Origin of the sequence: Rhodococcus zopfii NBRC 100606 = JCM 9919 (assembly GCF_001895025.1) — a bacterium.
In the GTDB taxonomy this organism is placed as follows: domain Bacteria; phylum Actinomycetota; class Actinomycetes; order Mycobacteriales; family Mycobacteriaceae; genus Rhodococcus; species Rhodococcus zopfii.
Window position 1 is genome coordinate 1 of record NZ_BCXI01000034.1, and the last position, 25,187, is coordinate 25,187.

The window sequence follows — 25,187 nt, forward strand, 5'->3', positions numbered from 1 at the left end:
ACTAGACCTCGAACCGATATCCCCGCCCCGGTTCGGTGATCAGATGGCGGGGGAGCGCGGGATCGGGTTCGAGTTTGTGGCGCAACTGTGCGAGATAGACACGCAGATAGTGTGTTTGGTCGACATAGGTCGGTCCCCACAGTTCCGTCAACAGTTCACGCTGCCCCACGAGCTTGCCGCGATTGCGAACCAGCATTTCCAGCATTCCCCACTCCGTCGGGGTCAGGTGGACGGTGGCGCCATGGCGGGAAACCTTCTTGGCTACGAGATCGACGGTGAAATCGTTTGTCTCGACGGTCGGTTCGGTCGAATCCGCGGCCGCGGCGCCGCGGCGTGCGGCGGCGCGGATACGCGCGAGGAACTCCTCCATTCCGAACGGCTTCGTCACGTAGTCGTCGGCGCCGGCATCGAGGGCCGCGACCTTGTCGGCCGAGTCGGTGCGCGCGGACAGCACGATCACCGGTGCGGTGCACCAGCCCTTCAGGCCGGCGAGTACTTCGATGCCGTCGAGGTCGGGCAGTCCCAGATCGAGCACGATCACGTCGGGGTTCCGTTGGGCCGCGGCGCGCAATGCGCTCGCGCCGTCGGCGGCGGTGATCACCTCGTAGCCGCGCGCGGTGAGGTTGATGCGGAGCGCCCGCGCGATCTGGGGTTCGTCGTCGACGACGAGGATGCGGGTCACGGGTGTTCCTTCACGGGCGCAGCGAGGTCGACGATCATGGTGGTGCCGCCGCCGGGAGTGTCGGTGGTGGTGATGGTACCGCCCATCGCTTCGACGAACCCACGGGCGACGGTCAACCCGACCCCCGCCCCGCCGGTCCTGTGCCGGTCACCAGACCGGGGAAAGGTCGTGAAGACGTCGTCGTCCTGTGCGAGCCCGGGCCCGCAGTCTGCGACGGCGATCGTGATCCGGCCACCCGAGGAGCCTGCACCGACGCGGATCGGTCCGGTGGGGGCGTAGCGCAGGGCGTTGTCGAGCAGGTTCGCCAGCACCCGTTCGAGCAGTGCCGCGTCGGCGTCGACCATGGTGTCGGCGACGTCGATCTCGACCCGTTCGCGGATGTTCCTCTCGGTGTCGGGTCCACCGCTGGACAGTCCGGCGAGGGCTCCGTGCACGACCTCGTCGACGTAGACGGGTGCAAGGAGCGGTGTGACCACACCCGCAGCGAGCCGGGACGAGTCGAGCAGATTCGCCACCAGACGGGTGAGCTGGTCGGTGGATTCCTCGATGGTGGCGAGCAGTTCCGCGGTGTCCTCGGGCGAGAACGCGATGTCCGTGCTGCGCAGGCTCGACACCGAGGCCTTGACGGCGGCGAGCGGAGTGCGGAGGTCGTGGCCGACGGCCGATAGCAGCAGGCGTCGCAAGCGGTCGGTTTCGCTCAGGGCGGAGGCCCGCGCGGCTTCGGCGGTGAGTTCCTGCTGTCGGACCAGCGCGGCGGCCTGGCCGGCCACCGCGGTGAGAACCCGCCGGTCGCGGGCGCGCAGTCGAGGTCCGCTGAGGAGGAGTGCGTAGTGGCTGCCCTCCACGTCGCAGACGGTATCGGCCGCTCCGAGTGTCATCGGTGGTGCCGAGCCGGCCGTTCCCAGAACCAGAGGCGGCTCGCTGTCGGTGCGGACCAGGCTCACCCCTCGTTGCGTGTGCGTTTCCCGCACCTTCTCGAGCAGTCGTGGTACGTCCGCGCCGCGCAGCACGGCTCCGGCGAACATCGCGAGCAGCTCCGCCTCCTGGGCGGCCAGTCGTGCCTCGCGGCTGCGTGCGGCCGCGGCATCGACGAGCGCCGCAACCGCCACGGCGATCACGAGCAGTACCACCGTCGTGACGAAGTTGTCCGGTTGGGCGATGGTGAAGCTGTAGAGCGGCTCGGTGAAGAAGAAATTCAGCAGCAGTCCGCACAACAGTGCCGCCACGATCGCCGGGCCGATGCCGCCGAACAACGCCACCGCCAGGACCACGACGAAGAACAGGGCGTTCTGGCCGGCGACGCCGGTGACCCGATCGATCCCGGCGAGGAGGGCGGTGGCGCCCAGCGGGATGAGGAACGCGGCGATCCACGACTGCACTCGCCGGTCGCGCCGGCCGCCCAACGCCATTCGTGGTGGGGCAGCGGTGTGCTCGTGTGTGACCATGTGTACGTCGATCTTTCCGGATTCGCGCACCACGGCCGCACCGATACCTTCGTCGACGATCCGGGCCCACCGTGATCGCCGCGACGTGCCGATGACGAGCTGCGTCGCGTTGACCTCCCGCGCGAAATCCAGCAGTGCTCCGGGCACGTCGTCTCCGACCACACTGTGCATGCTGGCGCCCAGGCTCGTCGCCAGCGCGCGCACCGACCCCATCTGCGGCGCGGCCACCCCGGCCAGCCCATCCCCGCGCACTACGTGCACGACCAGCAGCTCGGCGCTGGCCTTGGCTGCGATCCGGCTGGCCCGCCGCACCAGCGTGTCCGACTCCGGCCCGCCGGTCACCGCGACGACCACGCGTTCCCGTGTCTCCCACGTCGCGGTGATCGCGTGCTCGTCCCGGTATTTGGCCAACGCGACATCGACCTGATCGGCGAGCCACAGCAACGCGATCTCCCTCAGCGCGGTCAGGTTGCCTTCCCGGAAATAGTTCCGCAGTGCGGCATCGATCTTCTCCGGGGCGTAGACGTTGCCGTGCGCCAGGCGCCGCTGCAACGCCTGCGGGGTGATGTCGACGAGTTCGACCTGCTCGGCGCGACGGACCACTTCGTCCGGGATCGTCTCGCGCTGCACCACGCCGGTGATCTGTTCGACCACGTCGTTGAGTGAGGCGAGATGTTGGATGTTGACGGTGGAGAGCACATCGATCCCGGCGTCGAGCAGTTCGTCGACGTCCTGCCATCGCTTCTCGTGTCGGCTGCCCGGCACATTGGTGTGGGCGAGTTCGTCGACCAGCGCCACCGCCGGGCGGCGGGCCAGCACGGCATCGAGATCCAGTTCCTCGAACATCGATCCGCGATACTCGATCCGCTGCGGCGGAACGATTTCCAGACTGCCGAGTCGTTCCGCTGTGTGCGCGCGACCGTGGGTGTCCACGATCGCGACCACGACGTCGGCTCCGCGGGCGATCCGCCGGTGGGCCTCGCCCAGCATCGCGTAGGTCTTGCCCGCGCCAGGGCTGGCGCCCAGGTAGATCCGGAGCTTTCCTCGCCGTGGTGGCGAACCGGTGGCGCTCATCCGTCTCCTCACGAACCGGTCGGTACGGCTGCCTCACCGGAGCAGCCGGGTGCTGTCAAGCCTAGTGCCACATTCAGTTCCGGTACGTTCACTCGCTCGGCGCCGAGGAAGCCGAGCTGCCGCCCCTCGGTGTGTTCTGCGACCAGTGCCCGAACCCGGTCCTGTCCCAGGCCGGTTTCGCGTGCGACGCGCGGCGCCTGCAGCTCGGCGTACGCGGGAGAAATGTGGGGATCGATCCCGGAGCCGGAGCCGGTGACGGCATCGACCGGCACCCGGTCGGCGGGGACCTGTTCGCGTGCCGCGATCGCGGCACGACGGGCGTCGACGAAACCGGCGAGCGCCTCGCTGCTCGGTCCCTGGTTGGACGGCAGGGCCGCCGCCGGATCGCCCGGCGCGAAGGGATCGTCGTCGGCGACGGACCCCACCACGCGCGGATGGAAGAAGGGGTCGGGTTGCCCGGGGGCGACCTGTGGATCCACTCCGACCAATCGGCTGCCGACCACGCAGCCGTGCGCGTCGGTCAGTTCCGATCCCTCAGCGCCGGCCGTGCCGATCCGGCTCACTGCCCAGACCGCCGTCGGGTAGGCGCCGCCGACGATGACGGTGAGCGCGATCAGCACGAAGAATCCCACTCGGAACTGGCGGAGAAGATTCGTCGAATACATTGTGTGCTACCCCATTCCAGGGACGAGTCGGACGACGAGATCGATCAGCCAGATACCCACGAAGGGCGTGACGACACCGCCGAGTCCGTACACGAGCAGGTTGCGTCCCAGCAGCGACGACGCGCTCGCCGGACGATAACGGACACCCTTGAGTGCCAACGGGATCAACGCCACGATCACGAGCGCGTTGAAGATCACCGCCGACAGGATCGCGGACTGCGGCGTCGCCAGGCCCATGATGTTCAGTCCTGCCAGCTGCGGATAGATCCCGCTGAAGAGCGCGGGCAGGATCGCGAAGTATTTGGCCAGGTCGTTCGCGAGCGAGAAGGTGGTCAGGGCGCCGCGGGTGATCAGCAACTGCTTGCCGATCTCGACGATCTCGATCAGCTTGGTCGGGTCGGAGTCGAGGTCGACCATGTTGCCGGCTTCCTTCGCGGCCGAGGTGCCGGTGTTCATCGCGACCCCGACGTCCGCCTGCGCGAGCGCGGGAGCGTCGTTGGTGCCGTCGCCGGTCATCGCGACCAGCCGCCCGCCCTGCTGTTCGGCGCGGATCAGTGCCAGCTTGTCCTCCGGGGTCGCCTCGGCCAGGAAGTCGTCCACTCCGGCCTCACCGGCGATCGCCTTCGCCGTCAGCGGATTGTCACCGGTGATCATGACCGTGCGGATTCCCATCGCACGCAGCTGCGCGAACCGTTCGGCCATACCGGGTTTGACGACGTCGGAGAGTTCCACGACACCGAGAACGGTCGCGGCTCCACCCGAACCACGAGCGACCACGAGGGGTGTACCGCCGCGCTGGGCGATGTCGGTGACGAGATCGGTGACGGCCACCGACATCTCGGCGTCGTGGTCCCGCATCCAGCGCGCCACCGCGTCGGCGGCGCCCTTGCGGATCCGGACCGGTGTGCCGTCGGCAGGGCCGGCGGCATCGAGTCCGCTCATCCGGGTCTGCGCGGTGAAGGGGACGAACTCGGCGGAACGCTCGGCGGCCGACGGGCTCGGGTCCAGGTGATAGCGCTCGGCGCACAGGTCGACGATGCTGCGGCCCTCCGGGGTGCCGTCCGCGAGACTGGACAGACGCGCGGCGGCGGCGAGGTCGTCGTCGGCGACCCCGGGTGCCGCGTGCAGGGCGGTGGCCCGGCGATTGCCGAACGTGATGGTTCCGGTCTTGTCCAGCAGCAGCGTGTCGATGTCGCCGGCGGCTTCGACGGCGCGCCCGGACATCGCCAGCACGTTGCGCTGGACCAGCCGGTCCATGCCCGCGATGCCGATCGCCGACAACAGTGCCCCGATCGTCGTCGGGATCAGGCACACCAGCAGGGCGATCAGCTCCACGGGGCCCTGCTCAGCACCGGCGTACGCGCTCATCGGCCCGATCGCGACGACCGCGAGCACGAAGATGATCGTCAGTGCCGCGAGCAGGATGTTCAAGGCGATCTCGTTCGGTGTCTTGCGGCGGGCCGCACCCTCGACGAGAGCGATCATCCGATCGACGAATGTTTCCCCGGGAGGAGCGGTGATCTGCACGACGATGCGGTCGGAGAGCACCGTGGTGCCGCCGGTCACGGCGCAGCGATCGCCACCCGATTCGCGGATCACGGGCGCGGATTCGCCGGTGATGGCGGACTCGTCGACGGTGGCGACCCCGTCGATCACGTCGCCGTCACCGGGGATCACCTGCCCGGCCTCGACCACTACCAGATCCCCGACCTGCAGGTCGGTGGCCGGCACGGACACTTCGTCTCCGGAGTCGGTGAGCCGGCGGGCGACGGTGTCCTGCTTGGCCTGTCGCAGGCTTGCGGCCTGGGCCTTGCCGCGACCCTCGGCGACGGATTCGGCGAGATTGGCGAACAGCACGGTGAACCACAGCCATGCCGCGATCGACCAGGCGAACAGGGTGGGTTCGACGATCGCCGCGACGGTGGCGATCACCGAACCGGCGAGCACGACGAACATCACGGGATTCCGGGCCACGTGCCGGGGATCGAGTTTGCGGAACGCGCCCGGCAACGAATCCGCCAGTTGGCGTGTGCTGAACGCCCCACCCGCCACGCGGTGTGGACGGGACGACGTGGTCTCCCCGTCGGGACGAAGGTCGAGGGTCAACGAAGTATCTCCGTGATCTGCGCCGCGAGGCGGCGGAACGAATGGTGGTGTCGGGTGGCGGTCACTGCAGCGCCTCCGCGATCGGTCCCAGCGCCAGCGCGGGGAAGAAGGTCAGGGCCGCCACGAGGACGGTCGTGCCCGTCAGCAGACCCGCGAACGCGACGCCGGTGGTGGGTAGTGTTCCCGCTCCGGCGGGGGTGCGGCGCTGGGTCGCGAGGGAGCCGGCCAGGGCCAGGACGAACACGATCGGCAGGAACCGGCCGAGCAGCATGCACATGCCGAGGGAGGCCTGGAACCAGTCGCTGGTGACGGTGAGCCCGCCGAAGGCGCTGCCGTTGTTGTTCGACGCCGAGGTGAACGCGTACAGCACCTCGGAGAAGCCGTGGATGGCGCCCGGGGTTCCGGGATCGCCCGAGTTGCCCAGGTAGCCGGTGGTCGACGAGAGGATCACGGTGATCGCGGTGCCGGTCAGCACGAGCGCCGGCATCACCAGCACGCTGAGCGCCGCGAGCGTGATCTCACGCCTGCCGAGCTTCTTGCCCAGGAACTCCGGCGTGCGGCCGACGAGGAGACCGCCGACGAACACCGCGATCATCGCCAGCACGAGCATGCCGTACAGGCCGGTGCCCACTCCGCCCGGCGCGATCTCGCCGAGCAGCATGTTCAGGAGCACGGCACCGCCTCCGAGCGGGGACATGCTGTCGTGCGCGGAGTTCACGGCGCCGGTGCTCGTGCCCGTGGTCGCGACGGCGAACAACGCCGAACCCGGGATCCCGAACCGGACTTCCTTGCCTTCCATCATCGCGCCGGCGGCGTTCGCCGCGACACCCCGGGTTCCGGACTCGGCGGCCAGCGTCACCGCGAGCAGGGTGCCGAACAGGGCGGTCATCACGGCGAGAACGGTCAGGCCCTGCTTGCGGTTGCCGATCATGGTGCCGAACGTGCGCGTCAACGCGACGGGGATGAGCAGGATCGCGAGGATCTCCACGATGTTGCTGATCGGGGTCGGGTTCTCGAACGGGTGGGCCGAGTTCGCGGCGAGGATTCCGCCGCCGTTGGTGCCGAGTTCCTTGATCGCCTCCTGCGATGCGACCGGTGCCAGTGCGGTGGTGAGCGTCTGTCCGTCGAGGCCGGTGGCTGTGAAGCCGCTGCGGTACGACTGGATCACGCCCTGGCTCAGCAGGATCAGCGCGATCACGAATGCCAGCGGCAGCAGGATCCGCAGGGTACCGCGGACGAGATCCACCCAGAAGTTGCCGATCTCGCCGCCCCGACCGACGCGCACGAGACCGCGGATCAGTGCGACGGCCACGGACATCCCGACCGCTGCGGACACGAAGTTCTGCACCGCGAGCCCGGCGGACTGGGTGAGGTGGCTCATCGTGGTCTCGGGAACGTAGGACTGCCAGTTGGTGTTGGCGACGAAGGAGATCGCGGTGTTGAACGCGACCGCCGGGCTGACCCCACCCAATCCGTTGCCGAAGGGCAGGACGCCCTGGACGCGTTGGAGCAGGTACAGGAACAACGCGCTCGCCAGGGAGAAACCGAGCACACTTGCGGCGTATCCGAACCAGGTCTGCTCGGATCGGGGGTCGATCCGGCACAGCCGGTAGATCAGCGACTCGATCCGCAGGTCCTTCCACTGTGTGCCGGAGTCGGTGGTGTACACCCGTGCCATGTAGTCGCCGAGTGGAACGTATGCCAATGCGAGGACCGCGACCACCAGGGCGATCTGCAGTCCCGCAGCAACAGCAGGATTCATCTGATTTTCAGAACCTCTCCGGATCGAGTAGCGCCATCAGCAGATACGCCACCAGTGCGACCGCGATCACCACGAGCGCGATGCTCGCGATCCCGGCCCACGTCACCGCTGCTCACCTCGGGAATGCAGCGCGCGCAGGATCAACATGCACAATCCGAACCCTGCCAGGAACAGCACCACGAACGCGGTGTCGGCCATCTTGTCTTCCCTTGCCGTAGAAGATGATCCGGCGCCGGACGGCGCCGGATTCACACGGTTGCACCTTTCGGGGTCATTCGCCCGGATCCATGCGGAATCTTGACGCATTCGGACGATGTCCTTACGAATTTCTTGCGCCGGTCGGTGACGGCGGGCGTTCGCGGCGGGTGCGATGTACCGCACGTCTCCCGGGTGCACTCGGGTGGGTGTTGAGGTAGCGGATGATCAGTGCGGTTGCCAGGAAAGCACCGATGAGCAACCACGCGGTCGGCAAGTCGTTCACGGGACGAGGATCCTTCGCATTCGGGGTTTCGGGAGGTCGGCACGACGAGCATCGGCTCGCCCCGGCGCACCTGGAAGGCGTGCGATCGGAAAATTGCGAAATCTATACGCCCACAACCCGGAATGTGATTCCCGCGCCACGTGTAAGCGATACGTCAAGCTTCCGGTGTGGTGCGTAGGAAAAACGTCAAGACGCGCTGGCGCCGATGTCCGGCCCGGTAGGGATGGAAGTGGAACCTGCACCGGGCAGGCCCACGCATCAAGGAGAGTGCGCCATGCTCTACCGTCGGCACCTGTTCGCCCGCCTGTCGCCGCAGCAGAACGTCTGGCTCGATGTGTCCGAGATCTCGACGGATCCCGAGGCGCTCGATGCCGCCGTCGACCGGGTGCTGCAGCAGCCACATCTGCGTCTGGCCGGGACGAGCTGTGCCCTCGAGGCACGGGGAGGGGGAGCCCGGTGCCTGGAGACGTGCATCGACCGCGCGATCGCGGCGATGGAGCAGATCCGTCGCAGCCGCGGTGTGACGCTCACCCAGCTGGCCCTTTCCATCGCCGACGGGACGGATCCGGGCGCGTCCATCGAGAGTTGCCTCGACGACGCCTGTGCGCGGCACCGCTATCCGCGCCCGACGACCACGCTCCTCCTCCACGTCGCTCCTGCCGGTCAGTATCCGGTGAGCGCACTCGACACCGTCCGTGACGCTGCGCTCGAATTGTCGTGACCGGCGCAGCCGTCCGCGCAGGGACATTCGCCCACGGGGCGGATCCGGCCTCGTCGAACCCAGCCGACCGGGTTCAGGCCAGGATCTTCCTCGGTCTGCTCGAGCGCGAGTTCGAGCAGGTTACCGAGAGGATCGGATTCGCCGAACGCTGTGCCGCCGACGAACACCGGAACGGATTCCCCGTCAGTGCACAGCGATTCGAGGACGAGGTGCGCACCCTGTGGGTCACCCTCGCAGACCTGCACCGGATGGTCACCACCCTGCGAGGGTTCGCAGACCGGGACTGACGCCGCTCAGCCGCCGGGCGCGTGCGTCGCGACGAAGACGAGGAAGACGACGAACAGCGCCGCGGTGCCCAGCGCGAGACCGGTCAGCGCCTCGCGGTGGTTCGACGCCAGTCCCCTGTCCGCGCGGCTGAACCCGACCCAGCCGCACACGACCGCCACGATCCCGGTGGGAACGGTGACGAGATCTCCGACGATCGGAACGAACGCGAACACGAGCGCGACGATGCCCGTGATCAGGGCGATGCTGCCTGTGCCGTTGCGGTACGACGACTGCGGCGGACGCTTCGGCGGCATCTCGGCTCCCGGCTGCGGAGGGACATGGGTATTCATCCATGATGCCCGCCGTGGCCGCTGATGTCGCCCGGGCAGTCCGGACACGTCAGTCGGCGAGCGCATGCGCGATCATGCCCCGAACCCGTCCACGCAGTCGCCCGGTGACACCGTGATCGGCGAGCGCTGCTGCGGCGGCGTGCGCGCCGCACATCCCGTGCACACCCCCGCCGGGGTGCGCTGCCGCACCGGCGAGGTACACGCGGTCCACCGCCGTACGCGGCCCCGCGAGACCGGGGAGCGGACGGAACACCAATTGCTGGTGCAGTTGTGCCGTTCCGCCGTTGACCGCCCCGCCGACCAGATTGGCGTCGGCGCGCTCGAGATCGCCGGGCAGCTGCACGCTGCGATGGACGACATTGGCAAGCGCACCGGGGGCGTGCTCCTCGAGCGTCTCGTCCATGCGCTGAGCGAGGGCGGTCGCGGCGTCGTCGTCCGAGACACCCCGCGGGAGATGCGTGTATGCCCAGGCACTCTCGGTTCCCGTCGGTGATCTGGTGGGATCTGCGGTGGTCATCTGGCCGAGGACCACGAACGGCGAGCGGGGCACCGTGCCCGTGCCGAGATCCGCTCCCCAGCGGACCAGTCCGTTGCCGTCCGCGCCGAGATGCACGGTACCCGCGCTGCGCAGGCTCGGTGAACGCCACGGAATCGGCTGGGACATCGCGTAGTTCACCTTCACGACCGAGGTGTCCCACTCGAACCGTTGCAGGTCGCGCCGGACGCGGTCCGGGAGAGCCTCCGGCGGGAGCAGCTTCCCGTACAGCGCGGTCGCCGACACGTCGGCCAGCACGGCCCGCCGCGCGGTGATGCGCTCGCCGCCCGTGGTGCGCACGGTCGTCGCACCGTCCCCGAGCACGAGGCGTTCCACCTCACGGCCGCAACGCAGTTCGGCACCGGCGCTGGTAGCGCGTCGCACCAGCGCGGCCGTCAGCTCGCCCGCCCCTCCCGTCGGAACGGGGAACCCGACGTCCTGACCGACCATCGTGAGCAGATAGCCCATCAGGCCGCTGCCGGCGGCGTCGACCGGAATATCGGCGTGCGCGGCATTGCCCTGGAACAACAGTCCGGCACTCTCTCCGCCGAACAGTTCCTGGGCCATCCGTCGCGCCGGCAGCGCCAGCATGCGGACGAAGCGGAGGGCCTCGCCGGGGCCGAGGCGGCGCAGCGCCGTGAGCGGACTCCGAATCGGCGGGAACGGACCGAGCAACATCCGCAGGAAGGGCTCGCGAATCGTGGACCACTGCTCGTGGAGGCGCATCCACGTATCCCCGTCGCCGGCGCACCGCCGCTCGAGGTCCTGTGCGGTCTCCTGTGCCGTGGCCCGCAGTGTCACCGCGTCCTCGTCCTCCGGCGCGCGCGGATGTCCGAATGCCGCGGGGGACCTGGACCACGACAGCCCGTGGGCCGCAAGATCCAATTCGGTGAAGGCGGGAGAGACCGCGGCCAGCGGGTAGAAGGCGCTGAAGAGGTCGGCGCGGTAACCGGGGTGAAGTTCTGCGGTACGGACCGCTCCTCCCGGCTCGGGCTGGGCTTCGAGGACGAGGACGTCCCAGCCGGCGTCCGCGAGCAGAGCGGCCGCGGTCAAGCCGTTCGGACCCGCCCCGACGACGACCGCGTCGACCCGCTCGCCGGCAGTGCTCACACGTCACCTGCCGACGGATCGGTCGCGCGCTCGGCGATCAACGCCAGCCGGCGCAGGCACTCCCGATTGCGCGGGTACACCGCCCAATCCTGGAGAGAGTCGGGGAGCCACGACTCCGGGCGGCTGATCCCGTGCTCGATCATCTCGATCTCGCATTCGCCGTCGCGTTCGCGGAGCCGGATCCTGATCTCGGCGGTGCCGAAGGGCCAGGCCCGGGCATGAAGTAGGAGTTCCACCCCCGGGACGGAACCGACGACTTCCGTGGAGTCGTCCAGAAGCGCGGGCCACATCCCCACCGAATGGTGGATCCGCGCGCCCACGCGCGGCCACTCGGCATCGACCGCCCGCACCCGCGAGGCGCCCACCACCCAACTGGGAAATATCCACCCTTCGGACAGCACCTCCCATACCCGGTCACAGCTCACCCGGGTCTTCCGAACCGCCGTTCGTCCCACCGTCCCACCTCTTTCCGACGATTGCCACTCGCCGTCACGGCACCGGTCGCCGACCGACCGTACCGCCGGCGACGAGAGCGGCAATCATCTCTCGGGGGCTACGGGCTCCGAGAACCGGACCCGTTCCGCTCGCACCGAAGCGCATACCCGCGATCGTTTCCCGCCACACTTCCCGGCCGGGGATGGCCGGAGACCAATCGAGTACCCGCTCGGCCCGGTCGCAGTCGAGCAGGGGGGTGTCGTAGAGGAGATCGATCCAGCCGCCGTGCACCGGTTGCAGGTGTGCCCGCCAGGTGGCCTGCGTGAGGATGCGCAGGGTTCGACGCGAGATCGTCCAGGGTCGGGCGTGCAGGGATTCGACGACGTCCGCCGCGCGGACCGGATCGGCGGCGGCGAGGTTCACCACCCCGGCGCCGGGCGCGGCCAGTGCATGTTCGACGGCTGTGGCGACGTCCGCCGCGTGCACGGCGGGGAGCGCGACGGACGGATCGAGCGGCACGACGGGGAGCCTACGCAGGGCCGTCGCCGGCACCCAGCCGGGCATCGCATACCGGCGCAGCGCTGCGCCGGCAGCGACCTGCCCGACCAGGCCCGGCCTCAGTATCGTGATCTCGGGTGCTCCTGCCGGACGCGCGGACTCGGCGACGATCCTTTCCGCTTCGACCTTGTCGGTGCTGTACTGGGACGTGGGAATTCCTGTCGCCGGACATGATTCGTCGACTTTCCGGCCGTGCGCGCCGGGTGCGTAGACGGCGGCCGAGGACATGTGCACCACGTGGGTGACACCCGCCCGCGCCGCGGCGGCCATCACCGCGCGGGTGCCGCCGATCGCGGTGCGCCGCAGAAGGTCCGGGCGATGCGACGGCTGGAACCCCCACGCGAGGTGGACCACGGCGTCGGCCGCGTCGAAGGCCCGGCACAACATTTCCTCGGCGTCCGAATCTCCCACGTCGACCGCATGCCAGCATGCGTGCCGATACGGCCCGATCGAGGGTGGGACGCGACGCGCGACGGCGACGACCTCGTATGTCTCACGCATGGACGACAACTGCGCGAGAAGGGCGGTCCCGACGTTGCCGGTGGCGCCGGTGACGGCGATACGGAGCGGTGCCATTGCACGGATGTACCCGTCGTGGCAACGGTCCGCACCCGAGCCGCCCGTCGCGCGCGGCCGGTGGGAGACGCGGCCTCTCAGCTTTCGATGTCGCCGACCGGCATGATGACCCGGCTGAGCAATCGGCGGCGACGCCCTGCGCCGGGGCCGAGCTCCAGATAACGCGTCAGCACCTGTTCCATCTCTGTGACGAGAGACAAGGCCTCGTCGTCGGTCAGGTCGAGGGCCGCTTGCCGGTAGCCGACGACGTCCTCGGCGAGGTCTCGTCGGCCGGGGCTGTCGAGGTAGGCATCGAAGTCCGCGAGCAGTTGCGCGGTGAAGACGAGGAATGCGCGGCGGTGATCGTCGCTGCTCATCGCTTCGGCTTCCTCCGCGTTCACCTGTGCGCGCTCGACGACGAGACGGAAGGTGCGTTCGACGGTCCCCCGCACGCGACGCTCGGACACGACCTCGAGGACGCCTGCGTCGACGAGTGTCGAGATCTGCCGATACAGGGTTGCGGGGGAGACGTCGTCGAGAAGGGTGCGTAGTTGCGCGGTGGTCGCGGTGCGGTCGCCGAGCAGTGCCTGGACTATTCGCAGCCGCACCGGGTGCAACAACAGTTCTGCGGTGGTCATGTTCTCCCCTCCGGCAGCTATCTTCTCACAATTGATATTGTTCTCAACAATGAGAATAATAACGGTCATGACAACAATGGAGATCACAAACGGAACCCTGCAGGTGCGCTTCACCCTGCTCGAGAAGGTCGCCGGGCTCATCGGCGACGTCGATGTGCCGCTGAGTGCGATCCGGAATGTCGAGGTACGCACCGATGGTCTCGCCGCTCCGCGAGGAATTCGCGCCCCCGGACTCGGGCTGCCGGGCGTGCGCAAGATCGGTAGCTGGCGGGCCCCCGGGCGTAACACCCTCGTTTCCGTCCGGCGCGGGCAGTCCGCGGTGTGCATCGAACTCGCGGGGCACAAGCGTGACGCGCTGATCCTCGGTATGGACGAAGCCGAAGCCGAGCGGTGGGAGCAGCGCCTGCGTACCGCGCAGCGCTCCTGATCGGCCGTCCCGCGGCCCGGCCGGCATTTCTGTCGTCAACCGCGGTTACGGACGACGCCTGCCCCTCTCACGGTGTGCGCGAGCCCGACGACGGGAGTGCCGAGCGGGCCGGGTGAATATCGGGCCGGGTGGGTATCCGGGATGCATGAGCACCGCAACGAACGGGCCGAACGACGGGTACGGGTCCGAATCGCGTCGACCTCCGGATCCCGAGCGGCCTGCGACGCCCGCGTCCGCCGAACCCGATCGGGGACTGAGCGCGGACGTCGCCCGTGGCAAAGGCATCAAAGGCACCCGTACCGGTGCGATCTGGACCGGGTTGGTCGTCGGGATCATCGTTCTGTTGTTGCTGTTGGTGTTCGTGCTGCAGAACCTCGACGAGGCCACCCTCGAACTGTTTGCATGGGAGTTCACGCTCCCACTCGGAGTGGCACTGCTCTTCGCCGCGCTCGCCGGGGCGGCGATCATCGCGCTCGCCGGCGCCGTGCGGATCCTTCAGATCCGGCGCGCCGCCCACCGGCAACGCCTGCTCACCGAAACGCCTGCTCCGTGAGCAGGGACCTGCCGGCCCATGCTTGCGCCCTGTTTGGGTTCGTCTACACGGGGCATCACTGTCATGGGATTTTCGCCCCGGCGACCCCGATGGACACCGGTCGCGGGCGAAGGCGCGGAAATCCGCCAGGAAACGAGGTGGACAACTCAGGTCCGCACGATCCCGAGTGGTGGCGAAAGACCTCCCGGACCACCGGCGGACCGCATCCGGTCGAGAGCCCGAGCCCCAGCCGGCTCGTCTCGACGAATTGTGTGAGCAGCCGACGGTCACGGTCGGCGAGGAGGAATCATGGGCACCGAACCGGGACGGCACCTGCAGGAAGAACCCCAATCGGAGCGTGGCCCGAAGGGATCGCGCGATACCGGGGCCGACGAGGCCGGCGGTGGACCGGCCGATCGGCCCGCCGGATCGTTCGACCAGGAGGAGATGCAATCGAGCGGAGCGGACGACGAGTCCGCGGGCGCGGGTGGTGGGGGTTCACTCCCTCCCGGCGACGCCGAACCGGCGATTCCACCTTACGAGGGACGCACGACCTCGACCGCAGAAGGCCGGCCGGAACACGACGAACACGTGGACACTTCGCAACGGTTGGCCCCGGATCCGCAGGAGACTCCCCGCGGCGCGGTCGCCTCGCCTGCCGACGAGCAACCGGCCGATCAGGGGCCGCGGACGGAGCAGTCCGAGGAGGGTGTGGGCCCGGCGCACCAGAGCGGCGTGGGCCGGGCCGAGGACCAGAAGTAGATCGACACTCCGGCCGGGTCCGGCGAACCTCGGTGATGCTCCTGCCGATCTCCGGAGCGGATCGACGGCTGCGCAGCGGAGCCTGGAACGGGTGATCTCCCGGCCGGGCACCCGGCCGGGAGATCACCCGTGGTTCGACGAGGTCGAGCGTTCAGCTCGCGGCACCGACCAGGTCGAGTGCGATATCGACGATCATGTCCTCCTGGCCACCGACGAGCTGGCGGCGACCGACCTCGAGCAGGATCGTGCGGACGTCGACGCCGTACCGCTCGGACGCGGCCTCGGCGTGGCGCAGGAAGCTCGAGTACACACCGGCGTAGCCGAGGGTGAGGGTCTCACGGTCCACGCGGACCGGGCGGTCCTGCAGGGGACGGACGATGTCGTCGGCGGCGTCCTGCAGTGCGAACAGGTCGGAGCCGTGCTCCCAGCCGTTGATGTTCGCGACCGCGATGAACGGTTCGATCGGGCAGTTGCCCGCCCCCGCACCGTGTCCCGCGAGGGACGCGTCCACACGGTAGACGCCCTCCTCGACGGCGACGACCGAGTTGGCCACCGACAACGAGAGGTTCTCGTGGGCGTGGATGCCGATCTCGGTGCCCTCGTCGAGGATGTCGCGGTAGGCGCGGATGCGATCGCGGACACCGTTCATGGTGAGGCGGCCGCCCGAGTCGGTGACGTACACGCAGTGTGCGCCATAGGATTCCATGAGCTTGGCCTGCTGGGCGAGCTGCGGGGCCTCGGCGAGGTGGCTCATCATGAGGAAGCCCGAAACGTCCATGCCGAGTTCACGCGCGGTCGCGATGTGCTGGGCGGACACGTCGGCCTCGGTGCAGTGCGTCGCGATGCGGACCGAGCGCACACCGAGATCGTAGGCGCGGCGGAGTTCGGCGATCGTGCCGACGCCCGGGAGCAGCAGGGTCGTGAGCCGCGCGTTCTCGATGTGCGCCGCGGCGGCCTCGATCCACTCCCAGTCGGTGTTGCTGCCCGGACCGTAGTTCACCGAACCACCGGCGAGACCGTCGCCGTGGGCAACCTCGATGGCGTCGACGCCGGCCGCGTCGAGCGCGGCGACGATCCGCCCGACGTCCTCGGGGGAGATGCGGTGACGGATGGCATGCATGCCGTCACGGAGGGTGACGTCCTGAATGAAGATCTTGGTCATGCGGAGACCTCCGGGGTGGTACGGATTGCCATGCGTTCGGCGGCGCGCAGTGCCGCCGAGGTCATGATGTCGAGATTGCCTGCGTACGCGGGCAGGTAGTGGGCTGCGCCCTCGACCTCCAGGAAAACCGAAACCTGGTGCGTCACAGGGGCTTCGCCAGCGAGGGTGTGCACCGGCCGGTCCTCGGGAACCGGGTTGATCTGCACTTCCTGCTTGAGGCGGTAGCCGGGAACGTAGGTCGCGACCTTGGCGACCATGTCCTTCACGGAGGTGCGGATGCGCTCGTGCGTCTCCTCGGACGGATCGCCGATGAGGCAGAACACGGTGTCGCGCATGATCAGCGGCGGCTCGGCCGGGTTGAGGATGATGATCGCCTTGCCCCGGCTGGCGCCGCCGACCTTCTCGATCGCGTGGGACGTGGTCTCGGTGAACTCGTCGATGTTCGCGCGCGTGCCGGGCCCGGCCGACTTCGACGCGATCGACGCGACGATCTCGGCGTACGGGACCGGGGTGACACTCGAGACGGCGGAGACGATCGGGATGGTGGCCTGGCCGCCACACGTGACCATGTTGACGTTGTGCGCGGTCAGGTGCTCGTCCAGGTTCACCGCGGGCACCACGAACGGGCCGATGGCGGCGGGGGTGAGGTCGATGAGGAGCTTGCCGAGCGGGGCGAGCTTCTCGGCGTTCGCGACGTGGGCCTTGGCGCTCGTGGCGTCGAAGACGATCTCGATCTCGTCGAAGTTGTCCATCGCGATGAGGCCGTCGACACCCTCGTGGGTGGTGGGCACACGCAGGCGCTTCGCGCGGGCGAGGCCGTCGGATTCGGGGTCGATACCGACCATCGCACCCATTTCGAGCGTGTCGCTCAGCCGCAGCACCTTGATCATCAGGTCGGTGCCGATGTTGCCCGAGCCGATGATGGCGACCTTGGTCTTCTTACCGGCCGGTGCCGGGTTCGTGTCTGTCACTGTTCCTCCTTCGAGAATGTCGCGGTCACCGAGCCGAGGCCGGTGATGTCGGCGCGGACGACGTCGCCTCCGGTCAGCGGTGCCATGGGGCCGAGAGCGCCGGAGAGGACGACCTGTCCGGCGCGCAGCGGTTCGCCGAACTCGCGTGCGGTGCGCGCGAGCCAGGACAGGGCGTTGAGGGGGTCACCGAGGCATGCCGCGCCGTTGCCGGTGGACACCGTCTCGCCGTTGATCGACATGGTCATCTCGGCGGCGATCGGCTCGAACTCGTCGAGTGTCACCTGGCGGGCGCCGAGGACGTAGACACCGCTCGACGCGTTGTCGGCGACGGTGTCGGCGAACTTGATGTCCCAATCGGCGACGCGGCTGTCGACGATCTCGAGGGCGGCGACCGCGTAGGCGACCGCGCCGCGCACCTGCTCGATGTCGAGGGGACCGTCGGCGAGATCCTCGGCGAGCACGAAGGCGACTTCGGCCTCGGCCTTCGGCTGAAGCAGCCGCGAGATCGGGATGACGGTGTCCTCGTCGTAGACCATGTCGTCGAACAGCACACCGAAGTCGGGGCGGTCGACACCGAGCTGTGCCTGCACCGCGGGCGATGTCAGGCCGATCTTGCGGCCGACGATCGTCGCGCCTGCGGCGAGCTTCGCCTCGGTGAGGTGTTTCTGCACTTCGTAGGCGACCGCGATGTCGGTCGCCCCGATGAGGTCACGGATGGGTGCGCACGGCACTCCGCTGGCCGCGGCGGTGATCAGGCGCTCCGCGGCCTCGCCGATCGCGGCGGTGTCGGTATCGATTCTCTGCGACATGCCTCTCAGCCTGAGGGGTACACGGGCTGGAGAACAGCGCGGCGTACCGCTGAGTGGAACGGCCGATCAAAACTGGTTGACACGTCAACTTTGACTCCGTACCTTCTGGTTGAAGCATCAACCATCTAGGGTGTCCGCGCGAGCGCCGGCGTCCGTCCGTCCCGAAGGGTTCACAATGAACAATCCCGCTGTCCGCAACACCGGAATCCTCCTCGCCCGCATCGCGCTGGGCGTCATCTTCCTCGCGCACGGCCTGCAGAAGGTCAACTCCTGGGGCTACACAGGCACCAAGGCGGGATTCGAAGCCATGGGTGCGCCGGCGCCCGCGGTGTCCGCCTTCCTCGCGACCTGGATCGAGGTCCTCGGCGGCCTCGCACTGATCGTCGGCGTGCTCACCCCGATCGTCGGCGGCCTGTTGTTCCTGAACATGATCGGCGCGCTGTTCATCACGCACATCGGCAACGGCCTGTGGGTGTCCGACGGCGGATACGAACTGGTCCTCGCGCTCGGCGCGGGTGCGCTGCTGCTCGCGGTCGTCGGTGCCGGCAAGTTCAGCGTCGACGGACTGCTCGCCGGCAAGCTGCCCTGGCTCGCCACCGAGTCGGAGCCCGCACTCACCCGGTGACGGACACCATCACCCGATAGACCGAACGAAGCTCTCGTCACCGTTAGGGTGATGTGACAGTTCGCAATCCGAGGTCGGGGAGAAAGTGGGCACGAACATGCGCAGAACTGCTCGACGTGCCGCCCGTCTCGCCGCGATCGTGGTGGGCGCCGGCCTCGTCGGCGTCGGTGGTGCGGGCATCGCCGCCGCCGACGAATGGCCGCCGGTGCCCGACGGCCCCAGCGCCGTCGGTCCGTACGAGACGAGCGGATTCCTCACCCCGGACAACCCCGACTTCTGGAATCCGCTGGTCGCCCGGAATCGGCTGACCTCGCCGTTCGGCAACAGCACCCGCATCGTGTGCACCGCCTTCCACGGCGTGCTGATGGACTGCTGGCAGGCCGACCTGGACGGCAACCCGCACAAGCTCGTGAGGTTGCCGTTCAACTTCCCGTCCGTCACCGGGTCGACGCTGCCGGGTGGCGGTCCCGGGCACTACGTCTACCCGGGATTCATCCCCGGCATCTGAGCGGGCGTCAGGGCTGCGGGTCGTGGTGGATGCGCGCGACCGGCACGCCCGCGGCGCGCAGGCGGAACGTGGTGGCCCGCACCATCGACGGTGATCCGCAGATCTGCACGTCGTGGTCGGTCCACGTGCCGTGTTCCGCGACGACCTGCCCGACGACGCCCTCGCGCACCGCGGTGCCGGGGCCGGACGGACCGGTGTGCCAGAGCGGGGTCTCCGCGTTCTCGACGACCGGGACCACCGTGAGCCACGGGGAGATCCGGGCCAGGGACTCGAGCGTCGGCAGGTCGTAGAGGTCGTAGGGGAAGTGCCCGGAGTAGAACACGTGCGTGGGCAGGTTGTCGGTCCGTTGCGCCATCGCCATGAGTTGCGCGCGGATCGGTGCGATACCGGTGCCGGACGCGATCATCAGGCGGGGGCGGCCCGCGCGGTCGCCGTCGTCGCGAGCACCGAGGGAGCCCAGGGGTGAACCGAGCACCCACGTTTCCCCGACCCGGGTGTGCCGGACGATGGACGGGCTGACCCAGCCGCCGGACACGCGCCGGACGTGGAACTCGATCAGCCCCGTACGGTCGGCCGGTGTCGCCGGGGACAGGTACCGCCACATACGCAGCCGTCCCGGCACCTGGACGCTGACGTACTGCCCGGCGACGTAATCCATCGGCTTGTCGAGCTGCAATCGGATCACGGCGATGTCGTCGGTGACCAGGCGATGCTCGATGACGGTGCCGACCCACGCGGCCGGCCCCTCGTCGGCCTCGGCTGCCTCCGACATCGCGGTGGTGATGAGATCTAGTGCAGTACACCATGATTCGGCGAGGTCGCGGGTCCAGTCCTCGCCGTTCGCCTGTTCGACCGCGAGTGCCAGTGCCTCGGTGAGACAGGCGAATCGGGAGGGGTCGAGACCGTGCTTGCGGTGCTCGCGTCCGAGCTGCCGGACCAGCGGCAGGACCGACTCCGGCCGGTCCAGCCCGTCGACGATGTGCGCCAGGCCGCGCACGATCCGATCACGCTGACCGGCCATCGTCGCGGGAAAGAACTCGCGTGTCTCGGGATGGCGCGCGAAGAGGATCGAATAGAACGAGTTGGACAGGGCGTGTGTCCGGTCGGGACTGTCGGTCAGCGACTCGAAGTTGGACCGGATCAGCGAGCACTGCCTTGAATCCACCGCGTTCGTCACCTCCGTCGTGTGTCCTCTCCCGATCGGTACCGGGGGGACGACCGGGATTCGACTCTAGGCGTCACGCGCGCTACGGCGACGGTCTGCGGCTTTCGAAAACGTCTCGGCTGCAACCTGTTCCAGGACCATGGATGCAGGTCCGAGGTCCCGGGTCGATGGGGACTGTCGGCCATCGTTCGACGTAGGCGCCACCGACGTCGACGCCCCCGATCGTGACCAACGTCTCGTTCCCGGTCCGCGCGCCCCGACGGGTCAGGCGGCGGCCACCGAACACCAGTCGACGGTCACCGACCGTGCGCCGGAACAACACAGCAGGCACCGCAACGGCCCGTCGCAGCACAGCTGCCGGTCCAGTTCGCGTTGCTCGGCGGCCTCGTCGAGGTCGTCGGTGCCGACGAGGATCTCCGCGGGCAGTCCGCTGCGCCCACCCTCCAGCAGCAGGCGTTCCTCGCCGACCGCGCGGACCGGCACGTCCTCGCCGCCCTGCACGTCCCCGACCATCAGCGCCACGTAGTCGTGGCCGCCGTCCGCATCGTGGTATGCGAGCAGCCGCCCCCGCACCGTCGCCGTGGCGACCTGCCGATCCATCGTCAGACCCGAACGCGACGCGGTGCCCGCGACCACCGCGGTAAGTGTCCTCGGAAGCATCACCCGTCGCGATGTCCAGCTGAAGTACGCCCCACGCCCGGTGTCCATGACACTCACCTCCCGTGTCGAACAACCACTGTCGAACAACCACTGTCGAACACCAGTGTGAACCGGGGGTCCGACACGTTCGCCGGCTCAGCGCAGCCCCGGGGACACCAGCAGCTGTCGCAGCGCCGCGAAGACCGCGAGCACCACGAGCGAGCACACCGCGGCCAGCGCCGCCCCGCCGACGACGAGCGTGTAGTCGTTGCGGGCGAGCCCGTCGACGATCGGCCGGCCCACCCCGCCGAAGCTGACGGCGGCGGCGATGGTCGCGGTCGCGACGATCTGTACCGCCGCGGTCCGGGTCCCTACCAGGATCAGCGGCAACGCGACCGGGAGCTGCGCCCCGAACAGCACCTGCGGTCGTGTCATCCCCATTCCGCGCGCGGCGTCGGTGAGCGCGGGGTCGACGCCGCGAATCCCCTCGTACGTGTTGAGCAGGATCGGGGGGATCGCGAGCGCAAGCAGCGGGATCAGCACCGGCACCAGCCCGATGCCGGACAGCACCACGAGCAGCACCAGGAGGCCGTAGGTGGGCAGGGCACGGGCCGAATTCGCGATCAGCGTGACCACCGCACCGCCGCGGCCGGTGTGACCGGTCCACAGGCCCAGCGGGAACGCGATCACGAACGCGAGAGCCAGGGCGAGCAGCGTGTAGCCGAAATGCTCGCGCAACCGCGTCGGGATGCCGCCCGGTCCGGTCCAGTCCGCGGACGTACCGAAATACTCACCCAGGTAGTGCAGGAGTGTCGTCATCGGGCACTCCTGCGCGTCCGTCGCAACCACGGTGTCGCGAGCCACTGCACCCCGAGCAGCGCGGCATCCACGACCAGCGCCATGACGACGGTGACCAGGATGCCGGTGACCGCCAGCCCCAGCCGGTCGAGCTGGACCGCCGCCGTGAACAGCGACCCGAACGCGCCCATCCCGATGAGCGCGCCGATGCTGACCATGCTGATGTTCGCGACCGTCGCGACGCGCAGGCCCGCCAGCACCGTCGGCAACGCGATCGGCAGATCGACCGTCAGCAGCCGGCGGGTCGGCGAGTACCCCATCGCGGTGGCCGACTGCCGCACGCTCTCGGGGACCGAGCGCAGACCGTCGACGACATTGGGAATCAGCACGGCGAGCGTGTAGACGGCGAGGGGGATGACCACGGTGGTGCGGCTGATCCCGGTGAACGCGATGAGCAGCACGAAGAACGCAAGGGACGGAATCGAATACAGCACGCTCGCGAGCGCGAGGACCGGTGGATACCATCGGGGCCGGCGCACGCACAGCAACCCCAGTGGCAGCGCGACGACCAGTCCCAGCAGCGACGCACCCAGCGCCATCGACAGGTGGTCGACGAGCAGATCCGTGAAACTCCCCAGATACGAGGGGATTCCGAGGTTCACGCGCCCGTCCGCTCGGTGTCCGTGGAGCGGGCCGCGTGCAGGGCACGGATCGTTCCGGCGAGTTGCTCCTGGCTGATCACCCCGAGCACCCGGCCGTCCGGATCGACCGCCACGGCGTGCCCGGACGGCGAGAGCACCGCCGCGTCCAGCGCGACCCGCACCGGATCGCGGCCCGGTACGAATCCGCGGCCCGCGGGGACGAGCGCGCCGGTGATGTCGCGCCAGCCGAGTGGACGCCGGTCGGCGTCGACGAGCAGCAGCCACGATCCGCTGCTCGGGGCGTGGCCGCCGTCGGCGACGACCGGTTCGGTGCGCAGCGGCAGGTCGTCGGACGGGAAGAACGACAGCAGCCGAACGCCGCGGTCCGTGCCGAGGAAGTCCGCGACGAAGTCGTCGGCCGGTGCGGTCAGCAGATCCTCCGGCGGCCCGTAGTGCGCGAGGGTCCCGCCCGGCCGCAGCACCGCGACCCGGTCGCCGAGGGTGATCGCTTCGTCGATGTCGTGGGTGACGAGCACGATCGTCTTGGCGAGGACCGATTGCAGGCGCAGCAGTTCCTGCTGGAGTTCCTTGCGCACCACCGGGTCGACGGCGGAGAACGGCTCGTCCATCAGCAGGACCGGGGGATCGGCGGCGAGGGCGCGGGCCACCCCGACCCGCTGCTGCTGCCCGCCGGACAGTTGGGCCGGATACCGCCGGGCGTGTTCCGCGCCGAGCCCGACCCGTTCGAGCACCTCGAGGGCGGTGGTGCGTGCTTGCCTGCGGGTCGCTCCGAGCAACCGCGGCACCGTTGCGACGTTGTCGACGACGGTGCGGTGCGGGAACAGGCCGGCGTGCTGGATGACGTAACCGATGCCGCGTCGCAGCGTCTGCGGGTCCTGCTCGCGTACGTCCTTGCCGTCGAGCAGCACCCGTCCGGCGGTCGGATCGACCATCCGGTTGATCATGCGCAACGACGTCGTCTTCCCGCAGCCGGACGGCCCGACGAGGACCGTGAGTGTGCCGGTCGGCACCTCGAGGCTCAGCCCGTCGACCGCGACCGTGCCGTCCGGGTAACGCTTCTCGACGTTGTCGAATGTGATCACCGGCGTGCCCTACCCGATACCGGCGGACTGCAACCATTCCGCGGCGACCACGTCGATGTCGCCTCCGTCGGTGACGACCTGCCCGACCAGGACGATCAGGTCCTCGGTGCTCAGCTGCGCGGACACCTCGTTCAGGGTGGCGACGGCCTCATCGGACAGGTCGGCGCGGTGCACGAGCGGCGTGACGTTCTGCGCGCTGAACAATGATTGCGGATCCGAGAGTGCAACAAACGGTTTCGTCGACAGCGACGGATCCGTGGTGAAGATGTTCGCGGCCTGGACGGTGCCGTCCTCGAGCGCGGCGATCGTGATCGGCCCGCCGGTGTCGGTGGGGACGAACTGCCGGAACTCGACGCCGTACACCTCCTTCATCCCCACCAGACCGTGCTGCCGTGTCTCGAATTCGGGTGCCGCACCGATCGCGAATTCACCGGCGACCGGGGCGAGGTCGGCGATGCTCTCCAGGTTGTACCGGTCCGCGGTTTCCTGCGTGACGACCACCGCGTCCTTGTTCTCGGCGCTCGCCGAATCCAGGATCTCCACCCCCTCCGGAAGGGAGTCGCGCAGTGCGGCATTCACGTCGTCGGTGGTGCCCGCGCCGCTGTCCGGGTTCACGCGGGCGAGCAGCGCCCCGTTGTATTCGGGCAGCACGGTGAGGCCACCGGAAACGACCTGGTCGTAATAGATCTCGCGGCTCCCGATGTTGAACCTGCGCGTGACGTCGACGCCGGTGCTCTCGAGCGCCTGCGCGTAGATCTCGGCGAGCAGGACGTTCTCCGGGAAGTTCGCCGATCCGACGACGACGCTGCCGGTACCGCCTCCGGATGCCAGCGGATCGGTGGTGTCTCCGCCGGAACACCCGGTGAGGACCACGGCCACGGCGGCCACCGCGGCGAACGTACGCACGAGGCTCTTCATCGGGGGATCTCCCTTGCAGGTCGGCGACCGACCGACTCTAACCCGCGGCCCCGCCACGTGCCGGATTTGTCACCAATCGGACCCGGCCCGTTCGGAACTCGTCAGATGCAGGACTCCGTCCTCGCGCCGGTACCGGTGCATGCTGCTCAGCGCCGGGGCGTAGACGTGCACGGACACGGCGGGCCGGTCGCCGTCGTTGACGATCTCGTGCACGTGGCGGCTGCCGAACTCGCGGGCCCGTCCCACCCCGAACACCGCAGTCGACAGCGTCGGCGTGACCCCGTCGAGGAGGCCGTGGCGCGGATCCTCGACGACGATCTCGCGCAACGAGCCGTCCGCGACCGCGAACACCCCGGCGCTGCCACCGTGGTCGTGGATCCCGGTGCGCTGGCCGGGCAGCCAGCTCAGCAACCACACCTCGTACTCGCCGGTGCACGTGAGCCGCGTGTACCAGCGTTCCTGCGCGTCGAAGCGGACGACCGGCAGCCACCGGGCCGGGTCGCCGGCGATGCCGCGCGCGACGGCGGCGAGGTCGACGGACGTGCGGGGACGAACGGAGGCGGGCATCGTGGTTCCTCGACGAAACTGCGGGCGCGGGCGCGCCCGGAAGACGGCTGGGTTGCTGGTCGGTCGCGACAGCAACAACAGCAACGGGAGCCACCGGCGACGTGGACGAGGTCCACATGATGCCCGCGCGGTCGCGGGGTCGCCGAAGGATGCATGGCGACCATGTCATCGGCGAT

Annotated in this window: 28 protein-coding genes; 7 read left to right on the forward strand and 21 right to left on the reverse strand. The window is 69.0% G+C overall.

Features of this window, described 5'->3' with window-relative positions; all coding sequences use genetic code 11:
* Nucleotide 1: 1 nt before the first annotated feature.
* The 6 genes from RZ1_RS20400 to kdpF form a co-directional block, all read right to left on the reverse strand.
* On the reverse strand, nucleotides 2–682 hold the full coding sequence (locus RZ1_RS20400) for a response regulator (protein ID WP_072814343.1): 681 nt from the start codon (nucleotides 680–682) through the stop codon (nucleotides 2–4).
* On the reverse strand, nucleotides 679–3,201 hold the full coding sequence (locus tag RZ1_RS20405; protein ID WP_072814344.1) for a sensor histidine kinase: 2,523 nt from the start codon (nucleotides 3,199–3,201) through the stop codon (nucleotides 679–681). The genes RZ1_RS20400 and RZ1_RS20405 overlap by 4 nt, the downstream gene beginning before the upstream one ends.
* Nucleotides 3,202–3,209: 8 nt before the next feature.
* Nucleotides 3,210–3,866 carry a potassium-transporting ATPase subunit C gene (locus RZ1_RS20410; RefSeq protein ID WP_072814345.1) on the reverse strand — a complete coding sequence of 219 codons (657 nt, stop codon included), beginning with the start codon at nucleotides 3,864–3,866 and terminating at the stop codon, nucleotides 3,210–3,212.
* Between the two features lie 6 nt (nucleotides 3,867–3,872).
* On the reverse strand, nucleotides 3,873–5,972 hold the full coding sequence (kdpB, locus tag RZ1_RS20415) for a potassium-transporting ATPase subunit KdpB (protein WP_072814346.1): 2,100 nt from the start codon (nucleotides 5,970–5,972) through the stop codon (nucleotides 3,873–3,875).
* A 61-nt stretch (nucleotides 5,973–6,033) separates the two neighbouring features.
* The gene (gene kdpA, locus RZ1_RS20420) at nucleotides 6,034–7,734 is read right to left on the reverse strand and encodes a potassium-transporting ATPase subunit KdpA (RefSeq protein ID WP_072814347.1); all 1,701 of its coding nucleotides are present in this window, start codon (nucleotides 7,732–7,734) and stop codon (nucleotides 6,034–6,036) included.
* A 7-nt stretch (nucleotides 7,735–7,741) separates the two neighbouring features.
* Nucleotides 7,742–7,840, reverse strand: coding sequence for a K(+)-transporting ATPase subunit F (kdpF, locus tag RZ1_RS20425; protein WP_072814348.1), 99 nt, complete (start codon nucleotides 7,838–7,840; stop codon nucleotides 7,742–7,744).
* A gap of 649 nt (nucleotides 7,841–8,489) precedes the next feature.
* Here kdpF and RZ1_RS20430 point away from each other — a divergent pair.
* Nucleotides 8,490–8,936 carry a hypothetical protein gene (locus RZ1_RS20430; RefSeq protein ID WP_072814349.1) on the forward strand — a complete coding sequence of 149 codons (447 nt, stop codon included), beginning with the start codon at nucleotides 8,490–8,492 and terminating at the stop codon, nucleotides 8,934–8,936.
* The gene (locus tag RZ1_RS20435; RefSeq protein ID WP_072814350.1) at nucleotides 8,933–9,223 is read left to right on the forward strand and encodes a hypothetical protein; all 291 of its coding nucleotides are present in this window, start codon (nucleotides 8,933–8,935) and stop codon (nucleotides 9,221–9,223) included. Before RZ1_RS20430 ends, RZ1_RS20435 begins: the two co-directional genes overlap by 4 nt.
* Before the next feature lie 6 nt (nucleotides 9,224–9,229).
* Here RZ1_RS20435 and RZ1_RS20440 read toward each other — a convergent pair whose 3' ends face one another.
* The 5 genes from RZ1_RS20440 to RZ1_RS20460 form a co-directional block, all read right to left on the reverse strand.
* Complete coding sequence (locus tag RZ1_RS20440; RefSeq protein ID WP_072814351.1) at nucleotides 9,230–9,517, reverse strand: hypothetical protein; 288 nt, start codon at nucleotides 9,515–9,517, stop codon at nucleotides 9,230–9,232.
* A gap of 85 nt (nucleotides 9,518–9,602) precedes the next feature.
* Nucleotides 9,603–11,198 (reverse strand): phytoene desaturase family protein, encoded by a 1,596-nt coding sequence (locus tag RZ1_RS20445; protein WP_072814352.1) that lies wholly within the window; start codon nucleotides 11,196–11,198, stop codon nucleotides 9,603–9,605.
* Nucleotides 11,195–11,653: an SRPBCC family protein gene (locus RZ1_RS20450; protein WP_072814353.1), complete on the reverse strand. Its 459-nt coding sequence runs from the start codon at nucleotides 11,651–11,653 to the stop codon at nucleotides 11,195–11,197. Before RZ1_RS20450 ends, RZ1_RS20445 begins: the two co-directional genes overlap by 4 nt.
* A gap of 34 nt (nucleotides 11,654–11,687) precedes the next feature.
* Nucleotides 11,688–12,767, reverse strand: a complete 1,080-nt coding sequence (locus RZ1_RS20455; protein ID WP_072814354.1) for an NAD-dependent epimerase/dehydratase family protein — start codon at nucleotides 12,765–12,767, stop codon at nucleotides 11,688–11,690.
* A gap of 77 nt (nucleotides 12,768–12,844) precedes the next feature.
* The gene (locus RZ1_RS20460; RefSeq protein WP_072814355.1) at nucleotides 12,845–13,384 is read right to left on the reverse strand and encodes a helix-turn-helix domain-containing protein; all 540 of its coding nucleotides are present in this window, start codon (nucleotides 13,382–13,384) and stop codon (nucleotides 12,845–12,847) included.
* A gap of 67 nt (nucleotides 13,385–13,451) precedes the next feature.
* On the opposite strand from RZ1_RS20460, the gene RZ1_RS20465 reads away from it, so the two are divergent.
* From RZ1_RS20465 to RZ1_RS20475, 3 genes are all read left to right on the forward strand, one after another.
* Complete coding sequence (locus tag RZ1_RS20465; protein ID WP_072814356.1) at nucleotides 13,452–13,811, forward strand: hypothetical protein; 360 nt, start codon at nucleotides 13,452–13,454, stop codon at nucleotides 13,809–13,811.
* A gap of 145 nt (nucleotides 13,812–13,956) precedes the next feature.
* Nucleotides 13,957–14,364, forward strand: a complete 408-nt coding sequence (locus RZ1_RS20470) for a lipopolysaccharide assembly protein LapA domain-containing protein (protein ID WP_083583811.1) — start codon at nucleotides 13,957–13,959, stop codon at nucleotides 14,362–14,364.
* A gap of 288 nt (nucleotides 14,365–14,652) precedes the next feature.
* Complete coding sequence (locus RZ1_RS20475; RefSeq protein ID WP_072814357.1) at nucleotides 14,653–15,105, forward strand: hypothetical protein; 453 nt, start codon at nucleotides 14,653–14,655, stop codon at nucleotides 15,103–15,105.
* A gap of 151 nt (nucleotides 15,106–15,256) precedes the next feature.
* Here the strand turns inward: RZ1_RS20475 and dmpG are convergent, their stop codons facing one another.
* The 3 genes from dmpG to RZ1_RS20490 are packed head-to-tail and all read right to left on the reverse strand — an operon-like array spanning nucleotide 15,257 to nucleotide 18,047.
* Nucleotides 15,257–16,267 (reverse strand): 4-hydroxy-2-oxovalerate aldolase, encoded by a 1,011-nt coding sequence (gene dmpG, locus RZ1_RS20480; protein ID WP_072814358.1) that lies wholly within the window; start codon nucleotides 16,265–16,267, stop codon nucleotides 15,257–15,259.
* Nucleotides 16,264–17,238: an acetaldehyde dehydrogenase (acetylating) gene (locus RZ1_RS20485; protein WP_072814359.1), complete on the reverse strand. Its 975-nt coding sequence runs from the start codon at nucleotides 17,236–17,238 to the stop codon at nucleotides 16,264–16,266. Before RZ1_RS20485 ends, dmpG begins: the two co-directional genes overlap by 4 nt.
* Complete coding sequence (locus RZ1_RS20490; protein ID WP_072814360.1) at nucleotides 17,235–18,047, reverse strand: 2-keto-4-pentenoate hydratase; 813 nt, start codon at nucleotides 18,045–18,047, stop codon at nucleotides 17,235–17,237. The genes RZ1_RS20485 and RZ1_RS20490 overlap by 4 nt, the downstream gene beginning before the upstream one ends.
* A 175-nt stretch (nucleotides 18,048–18,222) precedes the next feature.
* Between RZ1_RS20490 and RZ1_RS20495 the strand changes: the two genes are divergently transcribed.
* Together RZ1_RS20495 and RZ1_RS20500 are read left to right on the forward strand one after the other, a co-directional pair.
* Nucleotides 18,223–18,672: a DoxX family protein gene (locus tag RZ1_RS20495; RefSeq protein WP_072814361.1), complete on the forward strand. Its 450-nt coding sequence runs from the start codon at nucleotides 18,223–18,225 to the stop codon at nucleotides 18,670–18,672.
* 97 nt (nucleotides 18,673–18,769) lie between these two features.
* Nucleotides 18,770–19,180: a hypothetical protein gene (locus RZ1_RS20500; RefSeq protein ID WP_072814368.1), complete on the forward strand. Its 411-nt coding sequence runs from the start codon at nucleotides 18,770–18,772 to the stop codon at nucleotides 19,178–19,180.
* 7 nt (nucleotides 19,181–19,187) lie between these two features.
* Here RZ1_RS20500 and RZ1_RS20505 read toward each other — a convergent pair whose 3' ends face one another.
* From RZ1_RS20505 to RZ1_RS20535, 7 genes are all read right to left on the reverse strand, one after another.
* Nucleotides 19,188–20,345, reverse strand: coding sequence for an FAD-binding oxidoreductase (locus tag RZ1_RS20505; protein WP_072814369.1), 1,158 nt, complete (start codon nucleotides 20,343–20,345; stop codon nucleotides 19,188–19,190).
* A 264-nt stretch (nucleotides 20,346–20,609) separates the two neighbouring features.
* Entirely contained in the window at nucleotides 20,610–21,053 is a 444-nt protein-coding gene (locus RZ1_RS20510) for a hypothetical protein (protein ID WP_072814362.1), read from the reverse strand.
* A gap of 87 nt (nucleotides 21,054–21,140) precedes the next feature.
* On the reverse strand, nucleotides 21,141–21,803 hold the full coding sequence (locus tag RZ1_RS20515; protein ID WP_072814370.1) for an ABC transporter permease: 663 nt from the start codon (nucleotides 21,801–21,803) through the stop codon (nucleotides 21,141–21,143).
* Nucleotides 21,800–22,444 (reverse strand): ABC transporter permease, encoded by a 645-nt coding sequence (locus tag RZ1_RS20520; RefSeq protein ID WP_072814363.1) that lies wholly within the window; start codon nucleotides 22,442–22,444, stop codon nucleotides 21,800–21,802. Before RZ1_RS20520 ends, RZ1_RS20515 begins: the two co-directional genes overlap by 4 nt.
* Nucleotides 22,441–23,526 carry an ABC transporter ATP-binding protein gene (locus RZ1_RS20525; RefSeq protein WP_072814364.1) on the reverse strand — a complete coding sequence of 362 codons (1,086 nt, stop codon included), beginning with the start codon at nucleotides 23,524–23,526 and terminating at the stop codon, nucleotides 22,441–22,443. Before RZ1_RS20525 ends, RZ1_RS20520 begins: the two co-directional genes overlap by 4 nt.
* Nucleotides 23,527–23,535: 9 nt before the next feature.
* A complete protein-coding gene (locus tag RZ1_RS20530) occupies nucleotides 23,536–24,444 on the reverse strand; it encodes an ABC transporter substrate-binding protein (protein WP_072814365.1) in 909 nt (302 codons plus the stop codon).
* Nucleotides 24,445–24,513: 69 nt separating this feature from the next.
* Nucleotides 24,514–25,011 (reverse strand): cysteine dioxygenase, encoded by a 498-nt coding sequence (locus RZ1_RS20535; RefSeq protein ID WP_072814366.1) that lies wholly within the window; start codon nucleotides 25,009–25,011, stop codon nucleotides 24,514–24,516.
* Nucleotides 25,012–25,187: the final 176 nt, after the last annotated feature.